Here is a 21,895-nt window from a genome sequence, read left to right as displayed (position 1 = left end):
CTTGCCACCGGCGATCTTAGTGGATGCCGGGGAGTGCTGTGTCCCGGGGGTGGGTGCTTCGAACAGCCTGAGGGGGGCTCAGGCCGCCGCGGCGGCCGTGAGTTTGGCGATCCGGTCGTCGTCGCAGGTGCGCGGGCAGGTGGCGCAGGTGTCCTCGGGGCGCAGCGTGTAGTACATGCAGCAGCTCGCCCGGTCCCGGGTCGGCAGCGGCTCCCCGGCCGGGCCGGACAGCACCCGGAAGGCGGCCGAGCCGACGTAGGGCCTGGTCGCGCCCGGGAGCAGCTGTTCGAGTTCCCGTACGGCCCGTGCCTCGTCCCCGAGCAGTCCGGCGATGTACCAGAGGCCCTCGACGACCTCGTCCGTCGCCATGCCCCACAGTGCGCGCCCGCGCCGCCGCATCCGCGGCCCGAAGCCGCCGAGGACCGGCTCCAGGTGCTCGGCGACGGCCGCCCGTACCTCGGCCCGCAGCGCCTCCTCGCCGGCCACGACGACCGCACCGGGCAGCGCCGCCGCCGGGTCGTCCGGGAGGCAGGCGAAGGAGGCGACCCGTACGGCCATCCGGCCCGCCGTGCGGTCGTACGACACCTCGGAGGCGGGGAGGCGGGGGACCCGGCGGTCCAGGAACCAGGGGAGGGTGATCAGGAGGCAGGCGGCCCAGCCGTAGCGGTGCAGGCCGAAGGTGGCGACCACGTCGGGGCGGGCCGGCTTTCCCTCGTCCCGCAGGATCTGGTCCTCGTCCCAGGCCAGGAAGGCGTCCAGGCCGGGGCCGCCGGCCGCCAGCTCGGCGGCGCCGACCCAGCCGCCGCCCCGGGGTGCCGGTTCGCCCGGTCCCAGCTCCGTGACCGCCAGGTCCGGGCAGACCTCGGTGAGGCGCGCGTAGGCGGCGGAGACGGGGGAGGACATGGGCTACCACCGATCGGGTGCGGGCCGACTGTCAGATAAGTAAGCCTTACCTTACCCATTCGTTCGGAAATTTGAACCAGCGCCTTGTGCGCCTAAGGTGCTTGACGGACAAGTAACAACCCGCCGTTAATGACCCAAGTGCCGACGAGCCGGAGGAGGACCCGTGAACCAGCGCGCGCACCCGGCTTCCGCCGAGACCGCCAGGGTGCCGGCGCAGTCGCGGTCCGGGGAGTCGGCGCGGGAGGCGCCCGGTTTCCCCGCCGGTCTGCCGGCCGCCCGGGGTGAGCACACCCACGGTGAGCGGCCGGTCCCGCAGCCCAGGCCCGCCGTGCAGCGGGCGTCCGTGCGCGGGCAGATCCTCGACGCGCTGCGCACCGCGCTGGTCGGCGGGGAGCTGGCGCCCGGCGAGGTGTACTCGGCGCCGGCGCTGGGGGAGCGGTTCGGGGTCTCCGCGACGCCGGTGCGCGAGGCGATGCAGCAGCTGGCGCTGGAGGGCGCGGTCGAGGTCGTGCCCAACCGCGGATTCCGGGTCGTCGAGCGGGGCGCTCGCGAGCTCGCGGAACTGGCCGAGGTGCGGGCGCTGATCGAGGTTCCGGTGATGATGCGGCTGGCGCGCAGCGTGCCGGCCGAGCGGTGGGCGGCGTTGCGGCCGCTGGCCGAGGAGTCGGTGCGGGTGGCGGCGACGGGGTGCCGGGCGACGTACGCGGAGGCCGACCGGGCGTTCCACCGGGCGGTGCTGGGCCTTGCGGGCAACGAGCAGCTGGTGCAGATCGCGGAGGACCTGCACAGGAGGGCTCTGCCGTTGCGCGGGGCTCGGGCGGAGCTGATGGCGGACGCGGCGGAGCATGCGGCGTTGCTGGAGGCGTTGATCTCGGGGGAGCTGGATGCGGTGCGGAGGTTGGTGGCCGGGCATTTCGCCGACGCGGGGTGACAGGGGGAGGGCGTTTGCGCGGCTATTCGCCGTGCGGGGTGGCGGCCGGGAGCCGGGTGCGAGTGCGTGGGGGGTTGCTCGCGCAGTTCCTCCCCCAGCCTTCGGCCGGGGGTACCCCCAGCGCCCCTTACGGGGCTCCTCAGTCGCGGGCAGTCGTGCCTCCCCCAGTGCCTTAAGGGCCTGGGAGGTGCCCCCCCAGGGCGGCACGGGTGGGCGCGGGCGGCAGCCGGCAAGCGCCGGTGAGCGTCCACGCCCCCGGCCTCAGCCCACTCAGTTGCCCTGTGCGGTCTTCTGGTACGCGTCGTGCCACGCGGCCTTCGCGCCCGAGTCGCCTATGCGGTAGACGTCGACGACCGCGCCGGCCGCCACGGCCACCGACAGCACGCCCACGACGATCCGGACCGGGAGGGCCGACCAGCGGGCGCCCTTGCCGGGAGCCTGCTCCTGCCCGCCGCGTCGCGTCGCCCACCACACCACCGTGGCCAGCACGAACAGGCCCAGGGCCCAGGGCAGCAGCCCGTCGCCCAGTTCGGTGTGCCGGCGGACCAGCGTGTCCTCGGTCACGTGCCGCTCCAGCCACTCGCCGGCCTGGGTCGCCAGCGGCACGCTGACCAGGGCGACCAGGGCGAGCGCGGGAAGCAGTACGCCCAGCCGCCGGGCGGCCCGCGGCCACAGCGCCGCGGCCACCAGGGCGAGTGCGGTCAGTGGAACCAGGACGACGACGATGTGGACCAGCAGGACATGGGCCGGCAGCCCGTTGACGGTGCTCATGGCGAAGCGCTCCTGAGAGGGTCGGGGCGCGTCACGCTGCCACAGCAGACTCTCAGTTTCCTCTGAGTCGGGTCTCAGGCGGTCGCCGCTCCCGGTGCGGGCGGAGTCAGCTGTCTCGCCAGCCAGGTGGGGACGCCGCCCAGGAGCCGGAACAGCCGTCCCGCCTCCTCCCGCAGGCGCGACGCCTCCGGCTCGGACTCCGTGTCGGCCAGGGAGGCCAGCGCCGGGGCGGTGCCCACCAGGTAACCCAGTTCCTCCCTGATCCGCAGCGACTCCGCGAAACCGTGCCGCGCCTCCGCCAACTCCCCGTCCCGCAGCGCCAGTCCGGCCAGGTGACGCCAGGTGAACGAGAGCAGGAGCGGGTCGGCGTGAGCGGTGGCGGCGGCGTGGGCCCGGCGGTAGGCGGCGCGGGCCGCCTGCGGGGAGCGGGTCAGGTTCTCCGCCAGCAGACCCCGGCGGAAGTCGAGCAGCGCCCGGCCCGGCGCCCCCGGCGGGATCAGCGCCGCCGCCCTCCCGAGCGCGGCCCGCGCCTCGTCCGCCCTGTCGCGGACACCGTGCAGCGTGGCGGCGTAGGCGAGTTGGCCGCGTTCGCAGGCGGCCGCGCCCCGCTCCTCGTCGGTCCGGGCCACCGCCTCCGCCGTCCGCAGCGCGTCCTCGGCCTCCTCCCAGCCCCCCTCGGTGTACAGACACCGCTCGACCATCAGCCCCGCCCGCTGCAGGGTGTACGTCGGCGTGTCCGACGGCAGCAGAGCCGCCGCGTCGGCCCAGCAGGCCCGCGAGCGCAGCCGCCATACCGCGGTCTGGAGCGGATCGTCACCGTCGGTCGTTCCGTTCCCAGACATGGCGGAGTACGCCACGTTGCCCTCCCCTTGCGCGCCGTCGAGCAGTGAAGTGGTGGCCGCATTCCAGCACCGATCGCCGCGCGGGGCCAAGAGGGTGGGTGAATAATTTCACAAAGTCGTGGGACGGCGGCGGCACTTGGCATGAGACGGTCGCACGCCCGCGTGACCTCAGCTCATCCGCAATGCCAAGAAGAAATCGAGCTTGTCCTCCAGCCGGGACAGGTCCCGGCCCGTCAACTGCTCGATCCTCCCCACGCGGTAGCGCAGCGTGTTGACGTGCAGGTGGAGACGGGTGGCGCAGCGGGTCCAGGAGCCGTCGCAGTCGAGGAACGCCTCCAGGGTGGGGATCAGTTCGGCGCGGTGGCGGCGGTCGTAGTCCCGGAGCGGGTCCAGCAGCCGGGCGGTGAAGGCGCGGCGGACGTCGTCGGGGACGAAGGGGAGGAGCAGCACGTGCGACGCGAGCTCCTGGTGGCCGGCCGCGCAGACCCGGCCGGGGCGGGCGGCGGCCACCCGGCGGGCGTGCCGGGCCTCCTCCAGGGCACCGCGCAGTCCCTCCGCCGAGTGCACGGCCGCGCTGACGCCGAGCGTGACCCGGCCGTCGTCGTCGAGACCCGCCGACAGCGGGACCCGTACCGACTCCAGGAGGACGTCGGCGTGGATGCCGGACTCGGAGCCGTCGTGCTCAGCGGTCACGGCGGGCAGCGGTACGAGGGCGATCGCCTCGTCGCCGGTGTGGGCCACCGCTATCCGGTCGGAGGGCTCCGGGCCGGTCGCCAGCGGGTCGACCAGGATCTCCTCCAGGAGGGACTGGGCGACCGGGCCGCCCTCGACCTCCCCGCCGTCCCACTCGACGCGGGCGACGACCACCTGCCAGTGCGGCGCGGCGCCGAACCCGGGCAACAGGACCGGGGCGGCCACCCGCAGCCGGGCGGCGATCTCGGCCGGTGCGGCGCCCGTCTGGACCAGCTCCAGGACCTCCTGCGCGAGCCTGCGCCGCACCGTGCGGGCCGCGTCGCGGCGGTCGCGCTCCACGGCGATCAGCTGGGTGACGCCCTGGAGCAGGTCGAGCCGCTCCTCCGGCCAGTCGCCCGCGTCCGCCTCGACCGCCAGCAGCCAGTCCGACAGCACGGTCTCGCGCACGTCCCGGGCGCCCTGCGGCGAGCGGCCGCTGGAGCGGATCGGGAAGAGGGAGTAGGTCGAGCCGCCGAGCAGCACGCGGTGCGGGCCGCGGCGGCCGGTGCGGGTGGCGGCCAGGTGCTCGGCGGCCAGCCCGGCACAGGCGTCGGCGGGCAGCGCGGGCCCGGACACCTTGGAGCCCGCGATCAGGCGGCCGGCCGGGGACAGCACCCAGGCACGCAGGTCCAGGTCGGAGCCGAGCAGGTCGAGGACCACGTCCGGGCCGCCGCCCGCCGGGCCCGAGGTCATCATCCGCCGGTGCCGGTCCACCACGGCCGCCAGGTCCCCGGCGCGCTCGCCGCTGACCTGCCGTACGACATGCTCGGTGATCGTCGCGAAGGCCACCGACTCGTGCACGGCGAAGAGCGGGAGCCGGTGGCGCGCGCAGGCCACGGCCAGGTCGTCCGGAACGTCGCCCAGCTCCGCCTCACCGGCCGCCAGCGCGACCACCCCGGCCTGCACCAGCAGTCGAACGAACGGCTCGGAGTCCGCCGCGTCCCGGCGCCACGCCAGGCCCGTCAGCACCAGCTCGCCGCCGGAGAGGTAGCGGCTCGGGTCGCGCAGGTCCGTGGTCATGACCCCGCGCACGGTACGGTCCAGCTCGTCCTCGCCGCCGAGCAGCCGCAGGCCCAGCGCATCGGTGTCCAGCAGTGCGCGCAGCCGCATCTCGTTGCCGCCGTTCTGTGTCTCGAAATCTACGATGAATCATGAAGGGTCACGGGGGAGGTGCCCGGCGGGCGCCTCCGTGGGCCGTCACCAAGGGCTGCCGGGCCGCAACCGGTGGTCGCCAGGGCGTTTCCTGCGTTTCCGCAGGAAAACCAAGAGGTTACTGATGCCCTCCGTTCATACGAATCTACAAGATGCCCGTGCTGGCCAGCCAACTCCTTCATGGTTTCGGTGACTGACCCCGCCGGAGTAAGGGGCGGTGTACTGACGTCATTCCGCGTTAACAGGACATGAACGAGCCGGGCCCGCCGCACACGGATTGGCTCAATCCGCACGACTCACGAGACTCACGAGACGGAGAAGAGAGCCGGTCATGGACTTCCTTCGCCCCGCCAGCTGGGAGGAGGCGCTCGCCGCGAAGGCCGAGCACCCCACCGCAGTGCCGATCGCGGGTGGCACCGATGTGATGGTCGAGATCAACTTCGACCACCGCCGGCCCGAGTACCTCCTCGATCTCAACCGCATCGGCGATCTCTACGAATGGGAGGTCGGCGAGGAGAGCGTACGGCTCGGCGCCTCCGTCCCGTACACCCGGATCATGGAGAACCTCCGCGCCGAGCTGCCCGGTCTCGCCCTCGCCTCGCACACCGTCGCCTCCCCGCAGATCCGCAACCGCGGCGGCGTCGGCGGCAACCTCGGCACCGCCTCCCCGGCCGGCGACGCCCACCCCGCGCTGCTCGCGGCCGGCGCCGAGGTCGAGGCCGAGTCGGTGCGCGGCACCCGGCTCATCCCCATCGACGACTTCTACACCGGCGTCAAGCGCAACGCCCTCGCGCCCGACGAGCTGATCCGCGCGGTGCACGTGAAGAAGGCCGACGGCCCGCAGCAGTACTCGAAGGTCGGTACGCGCAATGCCATGGTGATCGCCGTGTGCGCCTTCGGGCTCGCCCTGCATCCGGAGACGCGGACCGTGCGGACCGGGATCGGTTCGGCCGCCCCGACACCCGTGCGGGCGAAGACCGCCGAGGACTTCCTGAACGCGGCGCTCGACGAGGGCGGCTTCTGGGACAACGGGAAGATCATCACCCCGTCGGTCGCCAAGCAGTTCGCGGACCTGTGCGCCGCCGCCTGCAACCCGATCGACGACGTCCGGGGCACCGCGAGCTACCGCCGCCACGCGGTCGGCGTGATGGCCCGCCGCACCCTCACCTGGACCTGGGAGTCGTACCGCGGCACTACTGGGCAGAACCCTGAGCAGAAGGGGAGTGTCGCCTGATGCGCGTCAACTTCACCGTCAACGGACGTCCGCAGGAAGCCGACGACGTGTGGGAGGGCGAGTCCCTGCTGTACGTGCTGCGGGAGCGGCTCGGCCTGCCCGGTTCCAAGAACGCCTGTGAGCAGGGCGAGTGCGGGTCCTGCACCGTCCGGCTGGACGGCGTGCCCGTGTGCTCGTGCCTGGTCGCGGCGGGACAGGTGGAGGGCCGGGAGGTCGTCACCGTGGAGGGGCTGGCGGAGTTCGCGGAGCGGCGGGCCTGCGGCGGGACGGGCCACGGCGACAGTGCTATGTCACATGTCACGCGTGACACCTCGCAGAGCTGGCAGCCCAAGCCCCCCGCCGACTCCCAGACCGGCGAAGGCACCCGACTCTCCCCCGTCCAGCAGGCCTTCATCGACGCCGGCGCCGTCCAGTGCGGCTTCTGCACCCCCGGTCTGCTGGTCGCCGCCGACGAGATGCTGGAGCGCAACCCCAACCCGAGCGACGCGGACATCCGCGAGGCCCTCTCGGGCAACCTGTGCCGCTGCACCGGCTACGAGAAGATCATGGACGCGGTCCGCCTCGCGGCCGCCCGGCAGGGAGAGGCGGTCTGAACCGGATGCCCACCAACAGCGCCCCCCTCGGCACGCCCACCAAGGTCACCCAGGGCTCCCAGACCCGGGGCGGCATCGGCGAGTCCACGCTCCGCCCGGACGGCACCCTCAAGGTCACCGGCGAGTTCGCGTACTCGTCCGACATGTGGCACGAGGACATGCTCTGGGGCCAGATCCTCCGCTCCACGGTCGCGCACGCCGAGATCGTGTCCATCGACACCGGCGAGGCCCTCGCCCAGCCCGGCGTCTACGCCGTCATGACCTACGACGACCTGCCCACCGAGGTGAAGAACTACGGCCTGGAGATCCAGGACACCCCGGTCCTCGCCCACGGCAAGGTCCGCCACCACGGCGAACCGATCGCGATCGTCGCCGCCGACCACCCGGAGACCGCCCGCCGCGCGGCCGCGAAGATCAAGGTCGAGTACCGCGAACTGCCCGTCATCACCGACGAGGCCTCCGCCACCGCCCCGGACGCGGTCCACGTCCACGAGAACCGCGACGACCACCACGTCGGCCACGTCCCGCACCCCAACATCGTGCACCGCCAGCCGATCATCCGCGGCAACGCGGACGAGGCCGCCAAGAAGGCCGACGTCGTCGTCAAGGGCGAGTACTACTTCGGCATGCAGGACCAGGCCTTCCTCGGCCCCGAGTCCGGCCTCGCGGTGCCCGAGGAGGACGGCGGCGTCCACCTCTACATCGCCACCCAGTGGCTCCACTCCGACCTGCGCCAGATCGCCCCGGTGCTCGGCCTGCCCGAGGACAAGGTGCGGATGACGCTGTCCGGCGTCGGCGGCGCGTTCGGCGGCCGCGAGGACCTGTCGATGCAGATCCACGCCTGCCTGCTGGCCCTGCGTACCGGCAAGCCCGTCAAGATCGTCTACAACCGCTTCGAGTCCTTCTTCGGTCACGTCCACCGCCACCCGGCCCGCCTCTACTACGAGCACGGAGCAACGCGTGAAGGCAAGCTGACGCACGTCAAGTGCCGGATCGTGCTCGACGGCGGGGCGTACGCCTCCGCCTCCCCGGCCGTCGTCGGCAACGCCTCCTCGCTCGGCATCGGACCGTACGTCGTCGACGACGTCGAGATCGAGGCCATCGCCCTCTACACCAACAACCCGCCCTGCGGCGCGATGCGCGGCTTCGGCGCGGTCCAGGCGTGCTTCGCCTACGAGGCCCAGATGGACAAGGTCGCCAAGCAACTCGGCATGGACCCGGTGGAGTTCAGGAAGCTGAACGCCATGGAACAGGGGACGATCATGCCGACCGGCCAGCCGGTGGACTCGCCGGCCCCGGTCGCCGAACTCCTGCGCCGGGTCAAGGCGATGCCGCTGCCGCCCGAGCGCCAGTGGGAGAGCAGCGAGGGCGCGGACGTACGGCAGCTGCCCGGCGGTCTGTCCAACACCACGCACGGCGAAGGCGTCGTACGCGGCATCGGGTACGCGGTCGGCATCAAGAACGTCGGCTTCTCCGAGGGGTTCGACGACTACTCGACCGCGCGGGTGCGCATGGAGGTCGTCGGCGGCGAGCCGGTCGCCGTCGTGCACACGGCGATGGCGGAGGTCGGGCAGGGCGGGGTGACCGTCCACGCGCAGATCGCGCGCACCGAGCTCGGCGTGGCGCAGGTGACCATCCACCCGGCCAACACCCAGGTGGGTTCGGCCGGTTCGACCTCGGCCTCCCGGCAGACGTACGTCACCGGCGGCGCCGTGAAGAACTCCTGCGAGCTGGTGCGCGAGCAGGTGCTGGAGCTGGGCCGCCGCAAGTTCGGCACGTATCATCCGGCCTGGGCCACCGCCGAGCTGCTCCTGGAGGGCGGCAAGGTCGTCACCGACGGCGGCGAGGTGCTCGCCGACCTGGTGGACGTCCTCGGCGACGAGGCCGTGGAGATCGAGGCGGAGTGGCGGCACCGGCCGACCGTGCCCTTCGACCTGCACACCGGGCAGGGCCACGGCCACGTCCAGTACAGCTTCGCCGCACACCGCGCGGTCGTCGAGGTGGACACCGAGCTGGGCCTGGTCAAGGTCATCGAGCTGGCCTGCGCCCAGGACGTCGGCAAGGCGCTCAACCCGCTCTCCGTCGTCGGCCAGATCCAGGGCGGTACGACCCAGGGCCTGGGCATCGCGGTGATGGAGGAGATCATCGTCGACCCGAAGACCGCGAAGGTCAGGAACCCGTCCTTCACGGACTACCTGATCCCGACCATCCTGGACACGCCGACCATCCCGGTCGACGTCCTCGAACTCGCCGACGACCACGCCCCGTACGGGCTCCGCGGCATCGGCGAGGCCCCGACCCTGTCCTCGACCCCGGCGGTCCTCGCGGCGATCCGCAACGCGACCGGCCTGGAGCTCAACCGCACGCCGGTACGCCCGGAGCATCTGACGGGCAACGCGTGACCAAGGCGTGGCCGCGGCTTGCGGCCACGTTGTAACCCCGCTGCCGTTGCGGGCAGTCGTGCCTCCCCCAGTGCCTTGAGGGCCTGGGGGGACCCCCATGGCGGCACGGGTGGGCGCAACGGCACCCCGGCGCCGGGCAACTGCTCAACTCCCCGGCGCCAACCCCACAAGCGTGCACCTCCGGGCCGTCCCCCGGGTCATGCACTTCCCAAATCCCGTGTATCGCCGAAGACATCGGCACACACGGGGGCCCCTGTGAACCTTGGGAGACGGCACCATGACCCAGCAGTCACTTGAACCCAGGGCGACGGCCGAAGACGCGGGAGAAGGCACCCGCGTCCCGGCCGGACGGTCCTGGCTCGACCGGTACTTCCACATATCCCGGCGGGGATCGAGCGTCGCGCGTGAAGTCCGCGGCGGCGTCACCACCTTCATGGCGATGGCGTACATCCTCCTGCTCAACCCCCTGATCCTGTCCGGCAAGGACGCGGCCGGGGACACCCTCGGCCAGAAGGCGCTGATCACCGCGACGGCGTTCGCGGCCGCCTTCACCACGCTGCTGATGGGCTTCGTCGGCAAGGTGCCCCTCGCGCTCGCCGCCGGCCTCTCCGTCTCCGGCGTGCTCTCCTCGCAGGTCGCCCCGCAGATGACCTGGCCGCAGGCGATGGGCATGTGCGTGATGTACGGCGTCGTCATCATGCTCCTGGTCGTCACCGGCCTGCGCGAGATGATCATGAACGCGATCCCGCTCGCGCTCAAGCACGGCATCACCATGGGCATCGGCCTGTTCATCGCCCTCATCGGCTTCTACAAGTCCGGCTTCGTGCACCAGGGCAAGGCCACCCCGGTCACCCTCGGCCCGGCCGGCGAACTGGCCGGCTGGCCGGTGCTGCTCTTCGCCGGCACCCTGCTGCTGATCTTCATGCTGCAGGCCCGGAACGTCCCCGGCGCGATCCTGATCGGCATCGTCAGCGGCACCGTCGTGGCGGCCGCACTGAACGGCCTCGGAGTCATCGACCCCAAGCAGTGGGCCAGCGGCGCAGCCCCCGAACTGCACGGCTCCGCCGTCTCCATGCCGGACTTCTCGCTGTTCGGGCACGTCGAGTTCGGCGGCTGGGGCAGGGTCGGCGCGATGACGGTGGCGATGATCGTCTTCACCCTCGTGCTCGCCGGGTTCTTCGACGCGATGGCCACCATCATCGGCGTCGGCACCGAGGCGAAGCTGGCCGACGACAAGGGCCGGATGCCGGGCCTGTCCAAGGCGCTGTTCATCGACGGCGCGGGCGGCGCGATCGGCGGGGTCGCGGGCGGCTCCGGGCAGACGGTGTTCATCGAGTCGGCGACCGGCGTCGGCGAGGGTGCCCGTACGGGTCTCGCGTCCGTCGTCACCGGCCTGTTCTTCGCGGCCTGCCTGTTCTTCACCCCGCTCACCGCGATCGTCCCGCAGGAGGTCGCCTCGGCCGCGCTGGTGGTCATCGGCGCGATGATGCTGATGAACGCCCGGCACGTGGACTGGGCCGACCGGGCCACCGCCGTTCCGGTGTTCCTGACGGTCGTCCTGATGCCCTTCACCTACACCATCACCTCCGGTGTGGCCGCCGGCGTGATCTCGTACACCGCCATCAAGGCAGCTCAGGGCAGGGCACGGGAGATCGGGGCATTCATGTGGGGTCTGACAGGGATCTTCCTGGTCTATTTCGCCCTCAATCCCATTGAGAGCTGGCTGGGCGTTCACTAGGCGTTCCGCTGGTTCAGCCGTGACGGGCCGGTTGTTGTCCGCGGGTCCGTCGTGGCTGGTCGCGCAGTTCCTCCCCCAGCCTTCGGCCGGGGGCCCCAGCGCCCCTTACGGGGCGCCTTCGCCCAACCTCGTTAAGGAGATCCGGAAATGCTCGACATCGCCGAGGAGCTGAACCGGTGGGTCGCGGACGGACGTGACTTCGCCGTGGCCACGGTGGTGGCGGTCGGGGGGAGTGCGCCGCGGCAGCCCGGCGCCGCCCTCGCGGTGGATGGCGAGGGCACCGCCGTCGGCTCGGTCTCCGGCGGGTGCGTGGAGGGTGCCGTGTACGAGTTGTGCCGGCAGGCGCTGGAGGACGGGGAGACCGTCCTGGAGCGCTTCGGGTACAGCGACGAGGACGCCTTCGCCGTCGGTCTGACCTGTGGCGGCGTCATCGACATCCTCGTCACCCCGGTCCGGGCGGACGACCCCGCCCGGCCGGTGGTCGCCGCCGCGCTGGCCGCCGCCGCGCGCGGGGAGGCCGCGGCCCTCGCGCGGATCGTCACCGGGCCGGCGGAGCTGCTGAGCCGTGCCCTCCTGGTGGACGCCGACGGTTCCCAGGAGGGCGGCTTCGGCACCCACCCCGAGCTGGACCGCACGGTCGCCGCCGAGGCCGCCGCCTTCCTGGACGCGGGCCGCACCGGCACGCTGGAGATCGGAGAGCAGGGCTCTCGGTGCGGAGCACCGCTCACGGTGCTGGTCGAGTCGTCCGTCCCGCCGCCCCGGATGATCGTCTTCGGCGCGATCGACTTCGCGTCGGCGCTGGTCCGGGTAGGCAAGTTCCTCGGCTACCGCGTGACGGTGTGCGACGCGCGGCCCGTCTTCGCGACGCGCAACCGCTTCCCGGAGGCCGACGAGATCGTCGTCGAGTGGCCGCACCGGTACCTGGAGCGCACGCAGGTCGACGGCCGCACCGTCCTGTGCGTCCTCACCCACGACGCCAAGTTCGACGTCCCGCTGCTCCGGCTCGCCCTCCGCCTCCCGGTGGCCTACGTCGGCGCGATGGGCTCCCGCCGCACCCACCTCGACCGCAACGAACGCCTGCGCGAGATCGGCGTCACGGAACTGGAGCTGGCCCGCCTCCGGTCACCCATCGGCCTCGACCTCGGTGCCCGTACGCCCGAGGAGACCGCGCTGTCGATCGCGGCCGAGATCGTCGCGAACCGCAGGGGAGGCAGCGGGGTCTCCCTGACCGGCGCGCACACCCCGATCCACCACGACGTGACGTCGTCGCCGGTCCCGGCGCGGCGGATCGGGTCGGTGGCCTAGGGCCTGTCCGGCACCGCGGTCAGGGCCGCCGGAGGAGCGAGTTGACCGCGCGCCCGAACACGGCCCGGGAGGCCCTGCGCACCAGGGGGTCGAAAAGCGACGGCAGCCCCCGGATCCGCAGCTCCTCGTGCCAGACCACCCGGGTACGGCCGCCGGGGCCGGGGTGCACCGCCAGTTCGGCCCAGCCGAGCACCACCCGGCCGTGCTTGACGAGCCGGCACCGGCCGGGGCCGCCGTCCTCGGGAGGATGCCAGACGGTCACCTCCATGGGATCCTCGAAGGACAGCGGTCCGAGACCGGAGCGCGCCACGAAGACCGTGCCCTCGTGGGTCGGGGGATCGGTGAGCACGGTGATCCGGGTCAGCGGAACTACGTCGGCATGCCGGGACCACTCCGTGAGCCGGCGCCATGCCTCGTCGATCGGGAGCGGAGCCGTCCGCTGGAGGAGGAAGTTGACCACGGCACGATCGTAGGGAACCGGCCACCGGAAACGGGGCACGCCCCGACCGTTCGCAGGACCGACAGAATCGTCCAACCCGGACCGCAACCGGTTCCGGGCCCGTACGATTTCCGCCATGGGCGGGCAAACCGCCTGCTTTTACGGGGAGTTGGTCATCATGCCGTTGAAGACCTATGGCGTACTGATCACGAGGGCTGTCGGCGTCCGGCGCGAGGGCGCCGCCGAGACCCCGCACTACCAGATCCACCTCATGGACGACGCCGGCGTCCACTACCGTGCCGCCGTCAACGTCCTGTCCCAGCAGAAGCCCGCCGACCTGCTCTACCTCGTCGACGACGACTTCAAGCACCCCATCACCGCCCGGCTGGAGGGACTGGCCGGCGGCTGGAACACGCTGCCGCCGGGTCCCGGCGGACCCAACCTCGACTTCGTGCGCGGCAATCTCTTCGACCCGGCGAAGCTGCGCGTCCTGCCGGCGGACCGTCCCGGCCCCGACAACGACCTGGCCGACCTGCTCGACCACTACGTCCGGCGGGCCGTCGACGACCCCCGCGTCCGGCTGTACCTCTTCGGCGAGCGCTGGGGGCCCGAAACCGGCGTCAAGGACAAGGTGTTCGGCTTCCTGCCCGGCAACGGCGTGCACGACATCCATATGAACCAGGGCAACAGCGGCCGCTTCACCGGCGACGACGGGGTGTGGCAGGACGGCGGTCTCCTCATTCGCCTCCCGGGCGAGGACGGGAACCGGGATCGCTGGGTCGGGATCTTCCTCGCCTTCCAGAGCCAGGCCTGGCACACCGACGACGTCACCGGCCACACCCTTCCCGACGTCGACACCTCCCGGCCCGCCCCAGGCGAGCAGCCGGTCCGGGTCGTCGCCGCGCTCGTCAACCCGCCCGGCCCCACCCCCGAGGTGGAGACCGTCACCCTCCTCAACGCCTCGCCCGCGCCGGTCGACCTCACCGGCTGGCGCCTGCTCAACCGCATCGGCCAGGCCTCCCCGGTACCGGCCGGTCCGCTGGTCGCCGGCGCCACCCTCGCCGTGCCGCTGTCCGACGGCGCCCGGCTCGGCAACCGCGGCGGCGAGATCACCCTCCTCGACGCCGCCGGCCTCAAGGCGCACGGCGTGTCGTACACGGCCGAGCAGGCGGCCCGCGAAGGGTGGTGGGTCGTTTTCTGACCCGGCTCTGTCGGGAACGCACGGCGGTACGGCACGATGAGCGCGGTCCGTACCGCCGTCGTTGTCGTCCCGGGGGCGTCACGTGGAACACGAACTGCACGACAGGCACGACGCACACGACAAGCACGACGCACACGACAGACTCGACGACCTGATGCGCGAGCCCTACCCGCTCTACGCGCGGGCGCGGGCGGCGGAGGGGCTCGTGCGGGTGCCCGAACTCGACGCCTGGCTGGTCGCCCGGGACGCCGACGTCCGCGAAGTGCTGCGCCGCACCGAGGAGTTCTCGTCGGCGAACGCGTTACGGCCGGACGTCATGCCCTCGCCCGCCGCACTCGCCGTGCTCGGCGGCGGCTTCGGCGGCCCGCCGGTCGTGGTCACCTCGGACGGCGAACGGCACCAGCAGTTGCGCGCGCCGCTGCTGCGCGCACTCTCACCCTCCCGGATCGCGGCGGCCGTGCCGTACGCCCGTGAGCGCGCCGCCGCCCTCGTCGACGGGTTCGCGGCGGACGGCGGGGTGGAACTGATGTCGGCCTACGCCATGCGGCTGCCCGGCGAGGTCATCGGCAGGCTCGTCGGACTCGACCCCGCCGACGTGCCCCTGGTCGTGCACGGCGGGCGCCGTGCCGAGGAGCTGCTGTTCCGGCCGCTGCCGGAGGCCGCGCAGATCGCCGCCGCCGAGGACGTCGTCGCCATGCAGCACGTTCTCGACCGCTGCGCCCGGGACCGCTACTCCCGCCCCCGCGAGGACCTGGCCACGGAGATCGTCGCCTCCGTGGCCGAACCCGGCCACGCCGAACTCCCCCTGGAACAGCGCCACGAGGCCGTCGCCCACCTCCAGAACCTGTTGATCGCCGGGCACCTGACCACCACCGCGCTGATCGGTACCACCGTCCTGCACCTGCTGAGCCACCGGGACCAGTGGGAACTGCTCTGCCGGCAACCGGAGCTGATCCCCGCGGCCGTGGAGGAGGCGGCCCGCTACGACGGCGCGCTCCAGGGCTTCCGCCGGGTCACCACCCGTCCGGTCACCCTCGCCGGCACCGAACTCCCGGCCGGTGCCTCCCTGTTCGTCGCCTTCGGCGCGGCCAACCGGGATGCCTCCCGGCACCCCCGCCCCGACACGTTCGACATCACCCGGACCGCCCCCGCCCGCCACCTCGCCTTCGGCTTCGGCGCCCACGCCTGTGTCGGCGCCCAACTGGCCCGCGAGCAACTCCGCATCACAGTGGAGGAGCTGACCGGCCGGCTGCCGGGCCTGCGGCTCGCGGAGGGGCGTCCGGTCACCATGCGGCCGACGATGATCCACCGCTCGCCCGAGGAGCTGCACCTCGCCTGGGCCGTGTCCTAGGTGGCGTCCGGGGTTCGGCACCGGGCGGAGTCCCCCGTGGCGCAGCCGCCCGGGCCGCTCCGGTGGTCACTTCCCGGTGACGGACTCCACCCAGTCGATGAAGTTCGTCGTCGAATCGCCGGTGCGCTCGGCCATGGTGTGTCCCTGGGCCCAGACGGTGGCGAAGTCGACGTCGCGGATGCCGTAGTTCAGCAGGGCCAGCCGGATGTTGATCTCGGTGGTGTTGGCGGTGTCGCCCTGCATGATGCCGGTGCGGATGCGCCAGTGGCGCGCCACCTGCGAACGGCGGTAGCCGCCGAAGGCGGGCGAGAGGTAGTACAGCGGGTTGTACGCGTCGGCCCGCCAGGCCATGTCCTTGCCGACGCTGTCCTTCTTGGCGAAGTCGCTGTCGTACGCCGCGGAGCCGTAGTCGGAGCTCCAGCCGGAGTAGGTGGTGTACGTCGACTCGTTCGCCTTGACGACGTCGCGGGTGAGCGGCGCGAAGTGCGCCGGGGCGTCGAGCCCCATCGCGAAGACGCCGTTCTCGGTCTGGCCGCGGGAGTACCCGTCGAAGGCGCCGACCGGCTTGCTCGCGGTCTTCTGGCTCCTGGCGAAGCCCTCCAGGCCGGACACCGTGGCGGTGTTGGTGGCGGCGTCGTAGGTGACCCAGGTGCTGTCGGTGTTGAGGTAGGCGATGTAGTCGTCGACCGTCTCGTACGTGGTCGAGGATCCCGTCTGGCCCGATCCGGGCGGGCCGCCCATCGTCGTGACGGTGTACGGGAAGGTGTTGTCGGACAGGAAGTTGTTCAGCGAGGTGGTGATCACCTCGATCAGGTGGTCGTAGTAGCTGCCGGCCAGGTGGACGCCGCCGGCGGACTCGGTCAGCTTCAGGCGCCTGCCCCGCTCGTCACGCAGTCCCAGGCGGTTGACGTACCTGGGCCAGGCCTTCGCGAGGTCCGTCGAGTAGGCGCTGGTCCAGGTGCCGGACGCGCGCGTGCCGGTCGAGGCGAACTGGCCCATGTTCCACTCGTAGGACAGGTTGGCCTCGTGCAGGCTGGTGATCGGGCACCAGGCCATGACGCCTGCGACCGCGTCGCTGAGGGGCCGGCCGTGGGCGTCCGCCATCGCCGCGCCGATCGTGCGCAGGTACGGGTGGTACAGGGGGCTGTCACCGGACGCGCCCGCCACGGTGCCCTGGGCGCCGCCGCCGCTCATGCCGAACAGGACGATGTCGTCCGTGCTGCCGGGCAGGACGCTCCGGTTGTACCGCAGGAAGCGGACCGCGGCCTTGAGGTCGGTCACGCCCCAGGGGGCGGCGTCGGAGCGGGTGCCGGTCGAGCCGTCCCGGCCGCGCAGGCCCGGCCACACGTAGATGTGCCCGGCCTTCAGGTACTGCGAGACGCTGCTGTAGCTGTAGGACGTGGCCGGCTTCTGCGCGGCGTAGCCGGGGGTGTTGACCGGGATCACGATCGGCGCGGTGCGTCCCGAGTACGCGCCGACGGTCCCCTTCGGGTCGACCGTCGCGGTGTACGTGGTCCCGTCACTGTTCGCGGTGGCCCTCAGGTAGGCGCCCGGAACGTAGATCGACAGGTTCTCGTAGTCCGTCGTGGCCGGGTTGGCGACGTACACCTTCCCGAGCTGGTAGTACACGTCGTTGGCCGCGTCGTACGACCAGGCGGTGGAATCGAACTCCAGCGAGTACGCCGAGCTCGCCGTGGACGTGCTCGACGAGCCGTCCGGCGACGAGGTACCGGCGAAGGCCGTGCCTGCCGCGCCCTCGGCGATTCCGAACGCGGCCATGGCTGCCGCGCCCCGGACAACGGTTCTGCGGTTGATCTCCACCCGTGGACCTCCTTGTGCAGCGGGTTGCGTGGTCACTCGAGTCCCTGACTGTAGGGAAGACGCCCAGAGATTGTTGACAATTTCGATGATTATTTTGTTAGAAGGCGTGGCTCGGCCTTCGGCGCCTCCGGGTGTGAGCATGGAGGGAGGAGACCCCGACCTCGCCCGGGGAGGACGAACCGTGCGCTACCGGGACCGCGCTCACGCGGGCCGCGAACTCGCCGCCGTGCTGGCCGAGTTGCGCGACGAGGGTGCCCTGCCCGACCCGATCGTGCTGGCGCTGCCCCGGGGCGGTGTGGCCGTCGCCGCCGAGGTGGCGCGCGAGCTTCCGGCCCCGCTCGACGTGCTCGTCGTACGCAAGATCGGCGCCCCGCACCACGAGGAGTTCGGCGTCGGCGCGATCGCCGGGGACGACCCGCCGCTCCTGGACCGGGCGACCCTGGCCCACCTGGACCTGAGCGAGGACTCCCTCGCCCCGGTCGTCGAGCGGGAGCGGCAGGAACTGCGCCGCCGCGAGCGCCGCTACCGCGAGGGACGGCCACCGCCCGCACTGCGCGGCCGTACCGTGCTCGTCGTCGACGACGGCCTCGCCACCGGCTCCACCGCCCGCGCCGCGCTGCGCCACGTGCGGGGCCGGGGCCCCGCGCGGACCGTACTGGCGGTCCCGGTCGGCGCGCCCGACTCCCTGGACGCGCTCGCCGCCGAGGCCGACCTGGTCGTCTGTCCGTACCGCCCGGCCGTGTTCAGCGCGGTCGGGCAGTGGTACGACGACTTCGGGCAACTGACGGACGACGACGTGCTCGACGCGCTGCGCCGGGCCTGACCGGGACGGGGCGCGCGGTGCCGGAACTGGCCGAGGGCGAGGCACGACGCCGGTTCGCCGCGGCCCGGGTGGCACGGCTCGCGACCGTGGACGCGAACGGCCGCCCCCATCTGGTGCCGGTCGTCTTCGCCCGCCACGGCGCCGACGGGATCGTCACCGCCGTGGACCACAAACCCAAGACCACGACCGGCCTCAAGCGGCTGCGCAACATCGCCGCGCAGCCGTCCGTGTGCCTGCTCGCGGACGCGTACGACGAGAACTGGGACCACCTGTGGTGGGTCCGGGCGGACGGCGAGGCGAGGGTGGTTCCCGCCGACGCGGCGCTCGTCGGGCCGCTGAGCGCGAAATACCCGCAGTACCGGGAACACCCTCCGGCCGGCCCGGTCGTTCTCGTGACCGTGACGCGCTGGACCGGCTGGCGGGCGGCGCCCCCGTGAGCTGCCCGAACGTGACCTTCTCGCGGGCCGCCTACCCACTGGATACGATGTGAGCGATGGCGACGCGCATCGCGGGCTACGAGGTCCAGGGCGAGATCGGGCGCGGCGGCATGGCCGTCGTCTACCGTGCCAAGGACCTGCGTCTGGACCGGACCGTCGCCCTGAAGCTGCTGGCCCCCGAGATGGCGCGCAACGACACCTTCCGCCGCCGTTTCACCCACGAGTCACGGGTCGCCGCCGCCATAGACCACCCGCACATCGTGCCGATCTTCGAAGCCGGCGAGACGGACGGCGTGCTGTACATCGCGATGCGGTACGTGTCGGGGCCTGATCTGCGCGCCCTGCTGGACGAGGAGGGCGTGCTGCCGGTGGACGCGGCGCTGCGGATCGCCGCCCAGGTCGCCTCGGCGCTCGACGCGGCGCACGAGCACGATCTGGTGCACCGGGACGTGAAGCCCGGCAACGTGCTGGTGGCGCGGGGCACGGACAGCGAGCACCCCGAGCACGTCTACCTCACGGACTTCGGGCTCACCAAGAAGTCGCTGTCGCTGACCGGGTTCACGACGGTCGGCGAGTTCGTCGGCACGCTGGACTACGTGGCGCCGGAGCAGATCTCGGGGCGCCCGGTGGACGGCCGCTGCGATCTCTACAGTTTCGCCTGCGTGGTCTTCGAGATGCTCGCCGGCGGTCCGCCGTTCGTCCGGGACGAGGACATCGCGCTGCTGTGGGCGCACCAGTACGACGCCCCGCCCGCGCTGAGCGAGGTGCGGGCGGGGCTGCCGCCGGCGTTCGACGGCGTGTTCGCCAGGGCGCTGGCCAAGGTCCCCGAGGACCGGTACGGCTCCTGCCTGGAGTTCGTGTCGGCGCTGCGGTGCGCCGCGTACGGCCCCGGTCAGGCCGGGGAGCCCGCCGTCCACCGTGACGCCGACGGGGCCCCGACCGTCGGCCGTGACGTCGTCCGCACCCCGACCGTCGGCCGTGACGTCGTCCGCACCCCGACCGTCGGCCGGGCGGCCCCGGACACCCCGCAGCCGCCCGCCTGGGCCCGCCCGGTGTTCCGCGGGCGGCCGGGTCCCGGCCGCCTCAGTCCTCGGTGAGGTACTGCTCGGCCCAGACGGTCTTGCCGGTGCCGCCGTGCCGGGTGCCCCAGCGCCGGGTCAGCTGGCCGACCAGGAGGAGTCCGCGTCCCCCCTCGTCGTAGGTGTGGGCCCGCCGCATGTGCGGGGCGGTGTTGCTGGAGTCGAAGACCTCGCAGGTGAGGGGGCCGCCTGCTCCGGCAGGGTCTGCGGGAGCAGGCGGCGCTGCAGCGTCATGGTGGTGGTGTGCTGCCGCTGGGCGCGTGCGGCCCTCTGGATGCTGGTGGCCGTGCGCGCCGCGAGCTGTTCGGCCAGCCACAGGTCGTCCGCGTCGAACGGGTCGGTCCGCCGGTTCCGTCCGAAGAGCGCCACGCCGAAGGTGACGTCGCCCGCCCTGAGCGGCACCGCCAGCATCGCGTGCGCCCCGCTCTCCCCGACCCACGCGGCGGCCTGCGGATCCTCCCGCGCCCAGCGGCTCACGACCTCGTCGCCGCACGGGTACACCGTGCCCCGCCCCTCGGCCAGGCACCGGCCGGACGGCGACCACGGCGGGCAGCGCAGCACCTCCCCGGAGGGCCCGGGGAGCGGCGGCCCGTCGGGCAGCGACCGCACGGCGGCCCGGCGCCGGGTGCCCCCGGGCGACCTCGTCCGCACGCGGGGGAGCGTCCAGCAGGTCCACGGCGCACACGTCGGCGAAGTCGGGGACGGCGACCTCGGTCAGCTCCCGCGCGGTGCGCTGCACGTCGGAGCCGGTGCCGATGCGTATCCCGGCGTCGCCCAGCAGCAGCATCCGGCGCCGTGTCAGCTGCTGGGACACGTCGGCGTCGGCCGTCAGGGCCACCGCCCGCACCTGGCCGCCCGGGTCCGTCAGCGGCGTGAGCCCCGCGTGCCAGGTGCGCTCCGGGGCGGCCGGATCCAGATGGAGACGGATCTCCTGCGGTCCGGCGCCCTCCAGGACCCGAGCTCACCCGGCCGGCCATCTCCCTGGGGCTGTGATCCCGCCTCCGCCCGACAGATCCGCCCGCGTCGTGACAGCGTGGGAGCAGCGGCTGAGCACAGTGGTGTCCTGGAGGCGGAGATGACGGTGAACGGGCTCGGACTGGTGGTGCACGGCGGGCGTGCGGAGGCGGTGGAAGCGGCCTGTGCGGTACGGGCGTGGGCCGCGGAGCACGACGTGCGGTGCACGGACATCGACGTGTGGCACGACGGCGGACGGCACCACTCCGGGGAGGAGGTCGCGGCCGCCGGCGATCCCGACCTGATCGTCACCCTCGGCGGGGACGGCACCTTCCTGCGCGGCGCCCGGCTCGCCGCCCGCAACGACGCGCTGGTCCTCGGCGTAGACCTGGGCCGGGTCGGCTTCCTGACCGAGGTGCCGGTCTGCTCGGTGCGGGAGGCGCTGGACGCGATCCGCGAGGACCGCTACACCGTCGACAGCCGTCTGCTCCTGACGATGCGCGCCTCCCGGCGCCTGGAGGTGCCGGCCGACATGGAGCGGCTGATGCAGTACGGCCGCGGGCCGCTGCTCCCGCCGCCCCAGGTCCGCACGGACTGCGAGCAGGACACCGACTGGGGTGTCCCGCTGCACGTCGCCGCGGTCAACGACATCGTCCTGGAGAAGTTGTCCCGGGACCGCCAGGTCTCCGTCGGCGTCTACGTCTCCGGCCGGCTGCTCGCCTCCTACTCCGCCGACGCGCTGCTGGTGGCGACGCCGACCGGCTCGACCGCGTACAGCTTCGCCGCCGGCGGCCCCGTCGTCTCGCCGTGCGCGGAGGCCCTCGTCTTCACCCCGGTCGCCCCGCACATGACGTTCAACCGCTCGGTCGTCACCGCTCCGAACGAAGCGGTCGGCCTGCGCGTCCTGGAACGCTCGGGACAGGCCGCGGTCAGCGTCGACGGCCAGGTGCGGGGCGTCCTGGAGCCGGGGGACTGGATCGGCGTGTACGCCGCCCCGACCCGGCTGCGGGTGGTCCGGCTCGCCGCGATGGACTTCTACGGCCGCCTGCGCGAGCGCATGAACCTGACCGACGCCCCGGCCGCGGTCGCCGACGGCACCCCCGCCCCTCTGTGGTCGTTGCGCACGCCCCCGCCCGGCGACATGGCCCATATCTCCCTGCCGCTCATGGCGGCGGACTACATCGATG

General features: G+C 72.8%; 17 protein-coding genes and 3 pseudogenes. 12 read left to right on the top strand and 8 right to left on the bottom strand.

Features of this window, described 5'->3' with window-relative positions:
* Positions 1 to 78: 78 nt before the first annotated feature.
* Positions 79 to 903: a (2Fe-2S)-binding protein gene (locus tag ACZ4UV_RS40260; protein ID WP_451017143.1), complete on the bottom strand. Its 825-nt coding sequence runs from the start codon at positions 901 to 903 to the stop codon at positions 79 to 81.
* A 163-nt stretch (positions 904 to 1,066) separates the two neighbouring features.
* Between ACZ4UV_RS40260 and ACZ4UV_RS40255 the strand changes: the two genes are divergently transcribed.
* Positions 1,067 to 1,834, top strand: a complete 768-nt coding sequence (locus tag ACZ4UV_RS40255; protein ID WP_390034758.1) for a GntR family transcriptional regulator — start codon at positions 1,067 to 1,069, stop codon at positions 1,832 to 1,834.
* Positions 1,835 to 2,104: 270 nt separating this feature from the next.
* Here the strand turns inward: ACZ4UV_RS40255 and ACZ4UV_RS40250 are convergent, their stop codons facing one another.
* From ACZ4UV_RS40250 to ACZ4UV_RS40240, 3 genes are all read right to left on the bottom strand, one after another.
* Positions 2,105 to 2,605: a DUF2231 domain-containing protein gene (locus ACZ4UV_RS40250; protein WP_390034757.1), complete on the bottom strand. Its 501-nt coding sequence runs from the start codon at positions 2,603 to 2,605 to the stop codon at positions 2,105 to 2,107.
* A 74-nt stretch (positions 2,606 to 2,679) separates the two neighbouring features.
* On the bottom strand, positions 2,680 to 3,447 hold the full coding sequence (locus ACZ4UV_RS40245) for a hypothetical protein (RefSeq protein ID WP_388915327.1): 768 nt from the start codon (positions 3,445 to 3,447) through the stop codon (positions 2,680 to 2,682).
* 168 nt (positions 3,448 to 3,615) lie between these two features.
* Positions 3,616 to 5,289, bottom strand: coding sequence for a PucR family transcriptional regulator (locus ACZ4UV_RS40240; RefSeq protein WP_451021482.1), 1,674 nt, complete (start codon positions 5,287 to 5,289; stop codon positions 3,616 to 3,618).
* Between the two features lie 373 nt (positions 5,290 to 5,662).
* Here ACZ4UV_RS40240 and ACZ4UV_RS40235 point away from each other — a divergent pair, with 373 nt between their 5' ends.
* From ACZ4UV_RS40235 to ACZ4UV_RS40215, 5 genes are all read left to right on the top strand, one after another.
* A complete protein-coding gene (locus ACZ4UV_RS40235) occupies positions 5,663 to 6,565 on the top strand; it encodes an FAD binding domain-containing protein (protein ID WP_351499136.1) in 903 nt (300 codons plus the stop codon).
* The gene (locus ACZ4UV_RS40230) at positions 6,565 to 7,158 is read left to right on the top strand and encodes a (2Fe-2S)-binding protein (RefSeq protein ID WP_467844923.1); all 594 of its coding nucleotides are present in this window, start codon (positions 6,565 to 6,567) and stop codon (positions 7,156 to 7,158) included. Before ACZ4UV_RS40235 ends, ACZ4UV_RS40230 begins: the two co-directional genes overlap by 1 nt.
* A gap of 5 nt (positions 7,159 to 7,163) precedes the next feature.
* Positions 7,164 to 9,560, top strand: coding sequence for a xanthine dehydrogenase family protein molybdopterin-binding subunit (locus ACZ4UV_RS40225; protein WP_451021484.1), 2,397 nt, complete (start codon positions 7,164 to 7,166; stop codon positions 9,558 to 9,560).
* Positions 9,561 to 9,837: 277 nt separating this feature from the next.
* A complete protein-coding gene (locus ACZ4UV_RS40220) occupies positions 9,838 to 11,298 on the top strand; it encodes an NCS2 family permease (protein ID WP_467844920.1) in 1,461 nt (486 codons plus the stop codon).
* Between the two features lie 147 nt (positions 11,299 to 11,445).
* On the top strand, positions 11,446 to 12,603 hold the full coding sequence (locus ACZ4UV_RS40215) for an XdhC family protein (RefSeq protein WP_467844917.1): 1,158 nt from the start codon (positions 11,446 to 11,448) through the stop codon (positions 12,601 to 12,603).
* A 19-nt stretch (positions 12,604 to 12,622) separates the two neighbouring features.
* Here ACZ4UV_RS40215 and ACZ4UV_RS40210 read toward each other — a convergent pair whose 3' ends face one another.
* Positions 12,623 to 13,063, bottom strand: a complete 441-nt coding sequence (locus ACZ4UV_RS40210) for an SRPBCC family protein (RefSeq protein ID WP_451021487.1) — start codon at positions 13,061 to 13,063, stop codon at positions 12,623 to 12,625.
* A 157-nt stretch (positions 13,064 to 13,220) separates the two neighbouring features.
* Here ACZ4UV_RS40210 and ACZ4UV_RS40205 point away from each other — a divergent pair, with 157 nt between their 5' ends.
* Complete coding sequence (locus ACZ4UV_RS40205) at positions 13,221 to 14,243, top strand: DUF2278 family protein (protein WP_467845473.1); 1,023 nt, start codon at positions 13,221 to 13,223, stop codon at positions 14,241 to 14,243.
* Between the two features lie 154 nt (positions 14,244 to 14,397).
* Positions 14,398 to 15,594, top strand: coding sequence for a cytochrome P450 (locus tag ACZ4UV_RS40200; protein ID WP_467845470.1), 1,197 nt, complete (start codon positions 14,398 to 14,400; stop codon positions 15,592 to 15,594).
* A gap of 66 nt (positions 15,595 to 15,660) precedes the next feature.
* Here ACZ4UV_RS40200 and ACZ4UV_RS40195 read toward each other — a convergent pair whose 3' ends face one another.
* Positions 15,661 to 17,415 carry an esterase gene (locus ACZ4UV_RS40195; protein ID WP_467844914.1) on the bottom strand — a complete coding sequence of 585 codons (1,755 nt, stop codon included), beginning with the start codon at positions 17,413 to 17,415 and terminating at the stop codon, positions 15,661 to 15,663.
* Positions 17,416 to 17,554: 139 nt separating this feature from the next.
* Here ACZ4UV_RS40195 and ACZ4UV_RS40190 point away from each other — a divergent pair, with 139 nt between their 5' ends.
* Genes ACZ4UV_RS40190 through ACZ4UV_RS40180 form a run of 3 tightly spaced genes read left to right on the top strand, consistent with a single transcriptional unit; the run spans position 17,555 to position 19,772 of the window.
* Entirely contained in the window at positions 17,555 to 18,238 is a 684-nt protein-coding gene (locus ACZ4UV_RS40190) for a phosphoribosyltransferase (RefSeq protein ID WP_451020704.1), read from the top strand.
* Between the two features lie 17 nt (positions 18,239 to 18,255).
* On the top strand, positions 18,256 to 18,675 hold the full coding sequence (locus ACZ4UV_RS40185) for a TIGR03668 family PPOX class F420-dependent oxidoreductase (protein WP_451020703.1): 420 nt from the start codon (positions 18,256 to 18,258) through the stop codon (positions 18,673 to 18,675).
* Between the two features lie 56 nt (positions 18,676 to 18,731).
* On the top strand, positions 18,732 to 19,772 hold the full coding sequence (locus ACZ4UV_RS40180) for a serine/threonine-protein kinase (RefSeq protein ID WP_451020702.1): 1,041 nt from the start codon (positions 18,732 to 18,734) through the stop codon (positions 19,770 to 19,772).
* Here ACZ4UV_RS40180 and ACZ4UV_RS40175 read toward each other — a convergent pair.
* A pseudogene (locus ACZ4UV_RS40175) lies at positions 19,759 to 19,935 on the bottom strand (ATP-binding protein); the annotation flags it as partial. The gene ACZ4UV_RS40180 and the pseudogene ACZ4UV_RS40175 overlap by 14 nt on opposite strands.
* A gap of 146 nt (positions 19,936 to 20,081) precedes the next feature.
* Positions 20,082 to 20,231, bottom strand: a pseudogene (locus tag ACZ4UV_RS40170) (hypothetical protein); the annotation flags it as partial.
* A gap of 598 nt (positions 20,232 to 20,829) precedes the next feature.
* On the opposite strand from ACZ4UV_RS40170, the pseudogene ACZ4UV_RS40165 reads away from it, so the two are divergent.
* Positions 20,830 to 21,885: pseudogene (locus ACZ4UV_RS40165) on the top strand (NAD(+)/NADH kinase); the annotation flags it as partial.
* Positions 21,886 to 21,895: the final 10 nt, after the last annotated feature.

Source organism: Streptomyces sp. NPDC028289, from assembly GCF_055565975.1.
Note: the sequence above shows the minus strand (reverse complement) of the source record. Positions and strands in the feature narration are given on the sequence as shown.

Coding starts and splice junctions, on each gene's coding strand:
- ACZ4UV_RS40260 (WP_451017143.1), bottom strand. CDS start 903: ATGTCCTCCCCCGTCTCCGCCGCCTACGCGCGCCTCACCGAGGTCTGC.
- ACZ4UV_RS40250 (WP_390034757.1), bottom strand. CDS start 2,605: ATGAGCACCGTCAACGGGCTGCCGGCCCATGTCCTGCTGGTCCACATC.
- ACZ4UV_RS40245 (WP_388915327.1), bottom strand. CDS start 3,447: ATGTCTGGGAACGGAACGACCGACGGTGACGATCCGCTCCAGACCGCG.
- ACZ4UV_RS40240 (WP_451021482.1), bottom strand. CDS start 5,289: ATGCGGCTGCGCGCACTGCTGGACACCGATGCGCTGGGCCTGCGGCTG.
- ACZ4UV_RS40235 (WP_351499136.1), top strand. CDS start 5,663: ATGGACTTCCTTCGCCCCGCCAGCTGGGAGGAGGCGCTCGCCGCGAAG.
- ACZ4UV_RS40230 (WP_467844923.1), top strand. CDS start 6,565: ATGCGCGTCAACTTCACCGTCAACGGACGTCCGCAGGAAGCCGACGAC.
- ACZ4UV_RS40225 (WP_451021484.1), top strand. CDS start 7,164: ATGCCCACCAACAGCGCCCCCCTCGGCACGCCCACCAAGGTCACCCAG.
- ACZ4UV_RS40220 (WP_467844920.1), top strand. CDS start 9,838: ATGACCCAGCAGTCACTTGAACCCAGGGCGACGGCCGAAGACGCGGGA.
- ACZ4UV_RS40215 (WP_467844917.1), top strand. CDS start 11,446: ATGCTCGACATCGCCGAGGAGCTGAACCGGTGGGTCGCGGACGGACGT.
- ACZ4UV_RS40205 (WP_467845473.1), top strand. CDS start 13,221: ATGCCGTTGAAGACCTATGGCGTACTGATCACGAGGGCTGTCGGCGTC.
- ACZ4UV_RS40200 (WP_467845470.1), top strand. CDS start 14,398: ATGCGCGAGCCCTACCCGCTCTACGCGCGGGCGCGGGCGGCGGAGGGG.
- ACZ4UV_RS40190 (WP_451020704.1), top strand. CDS start 17,555: ATGGAGGGAGGAGACCCCGACCTCGCCCGGGGAGGACGAACCGTGCGC.
- ACZ4UV_RS40180 (WP_451020702.1), top strand. CDS start 18,732: ATGGCGACGCGCATCGCGGGCTACGAGGTCCAGGGCGAGATCGGGCGC.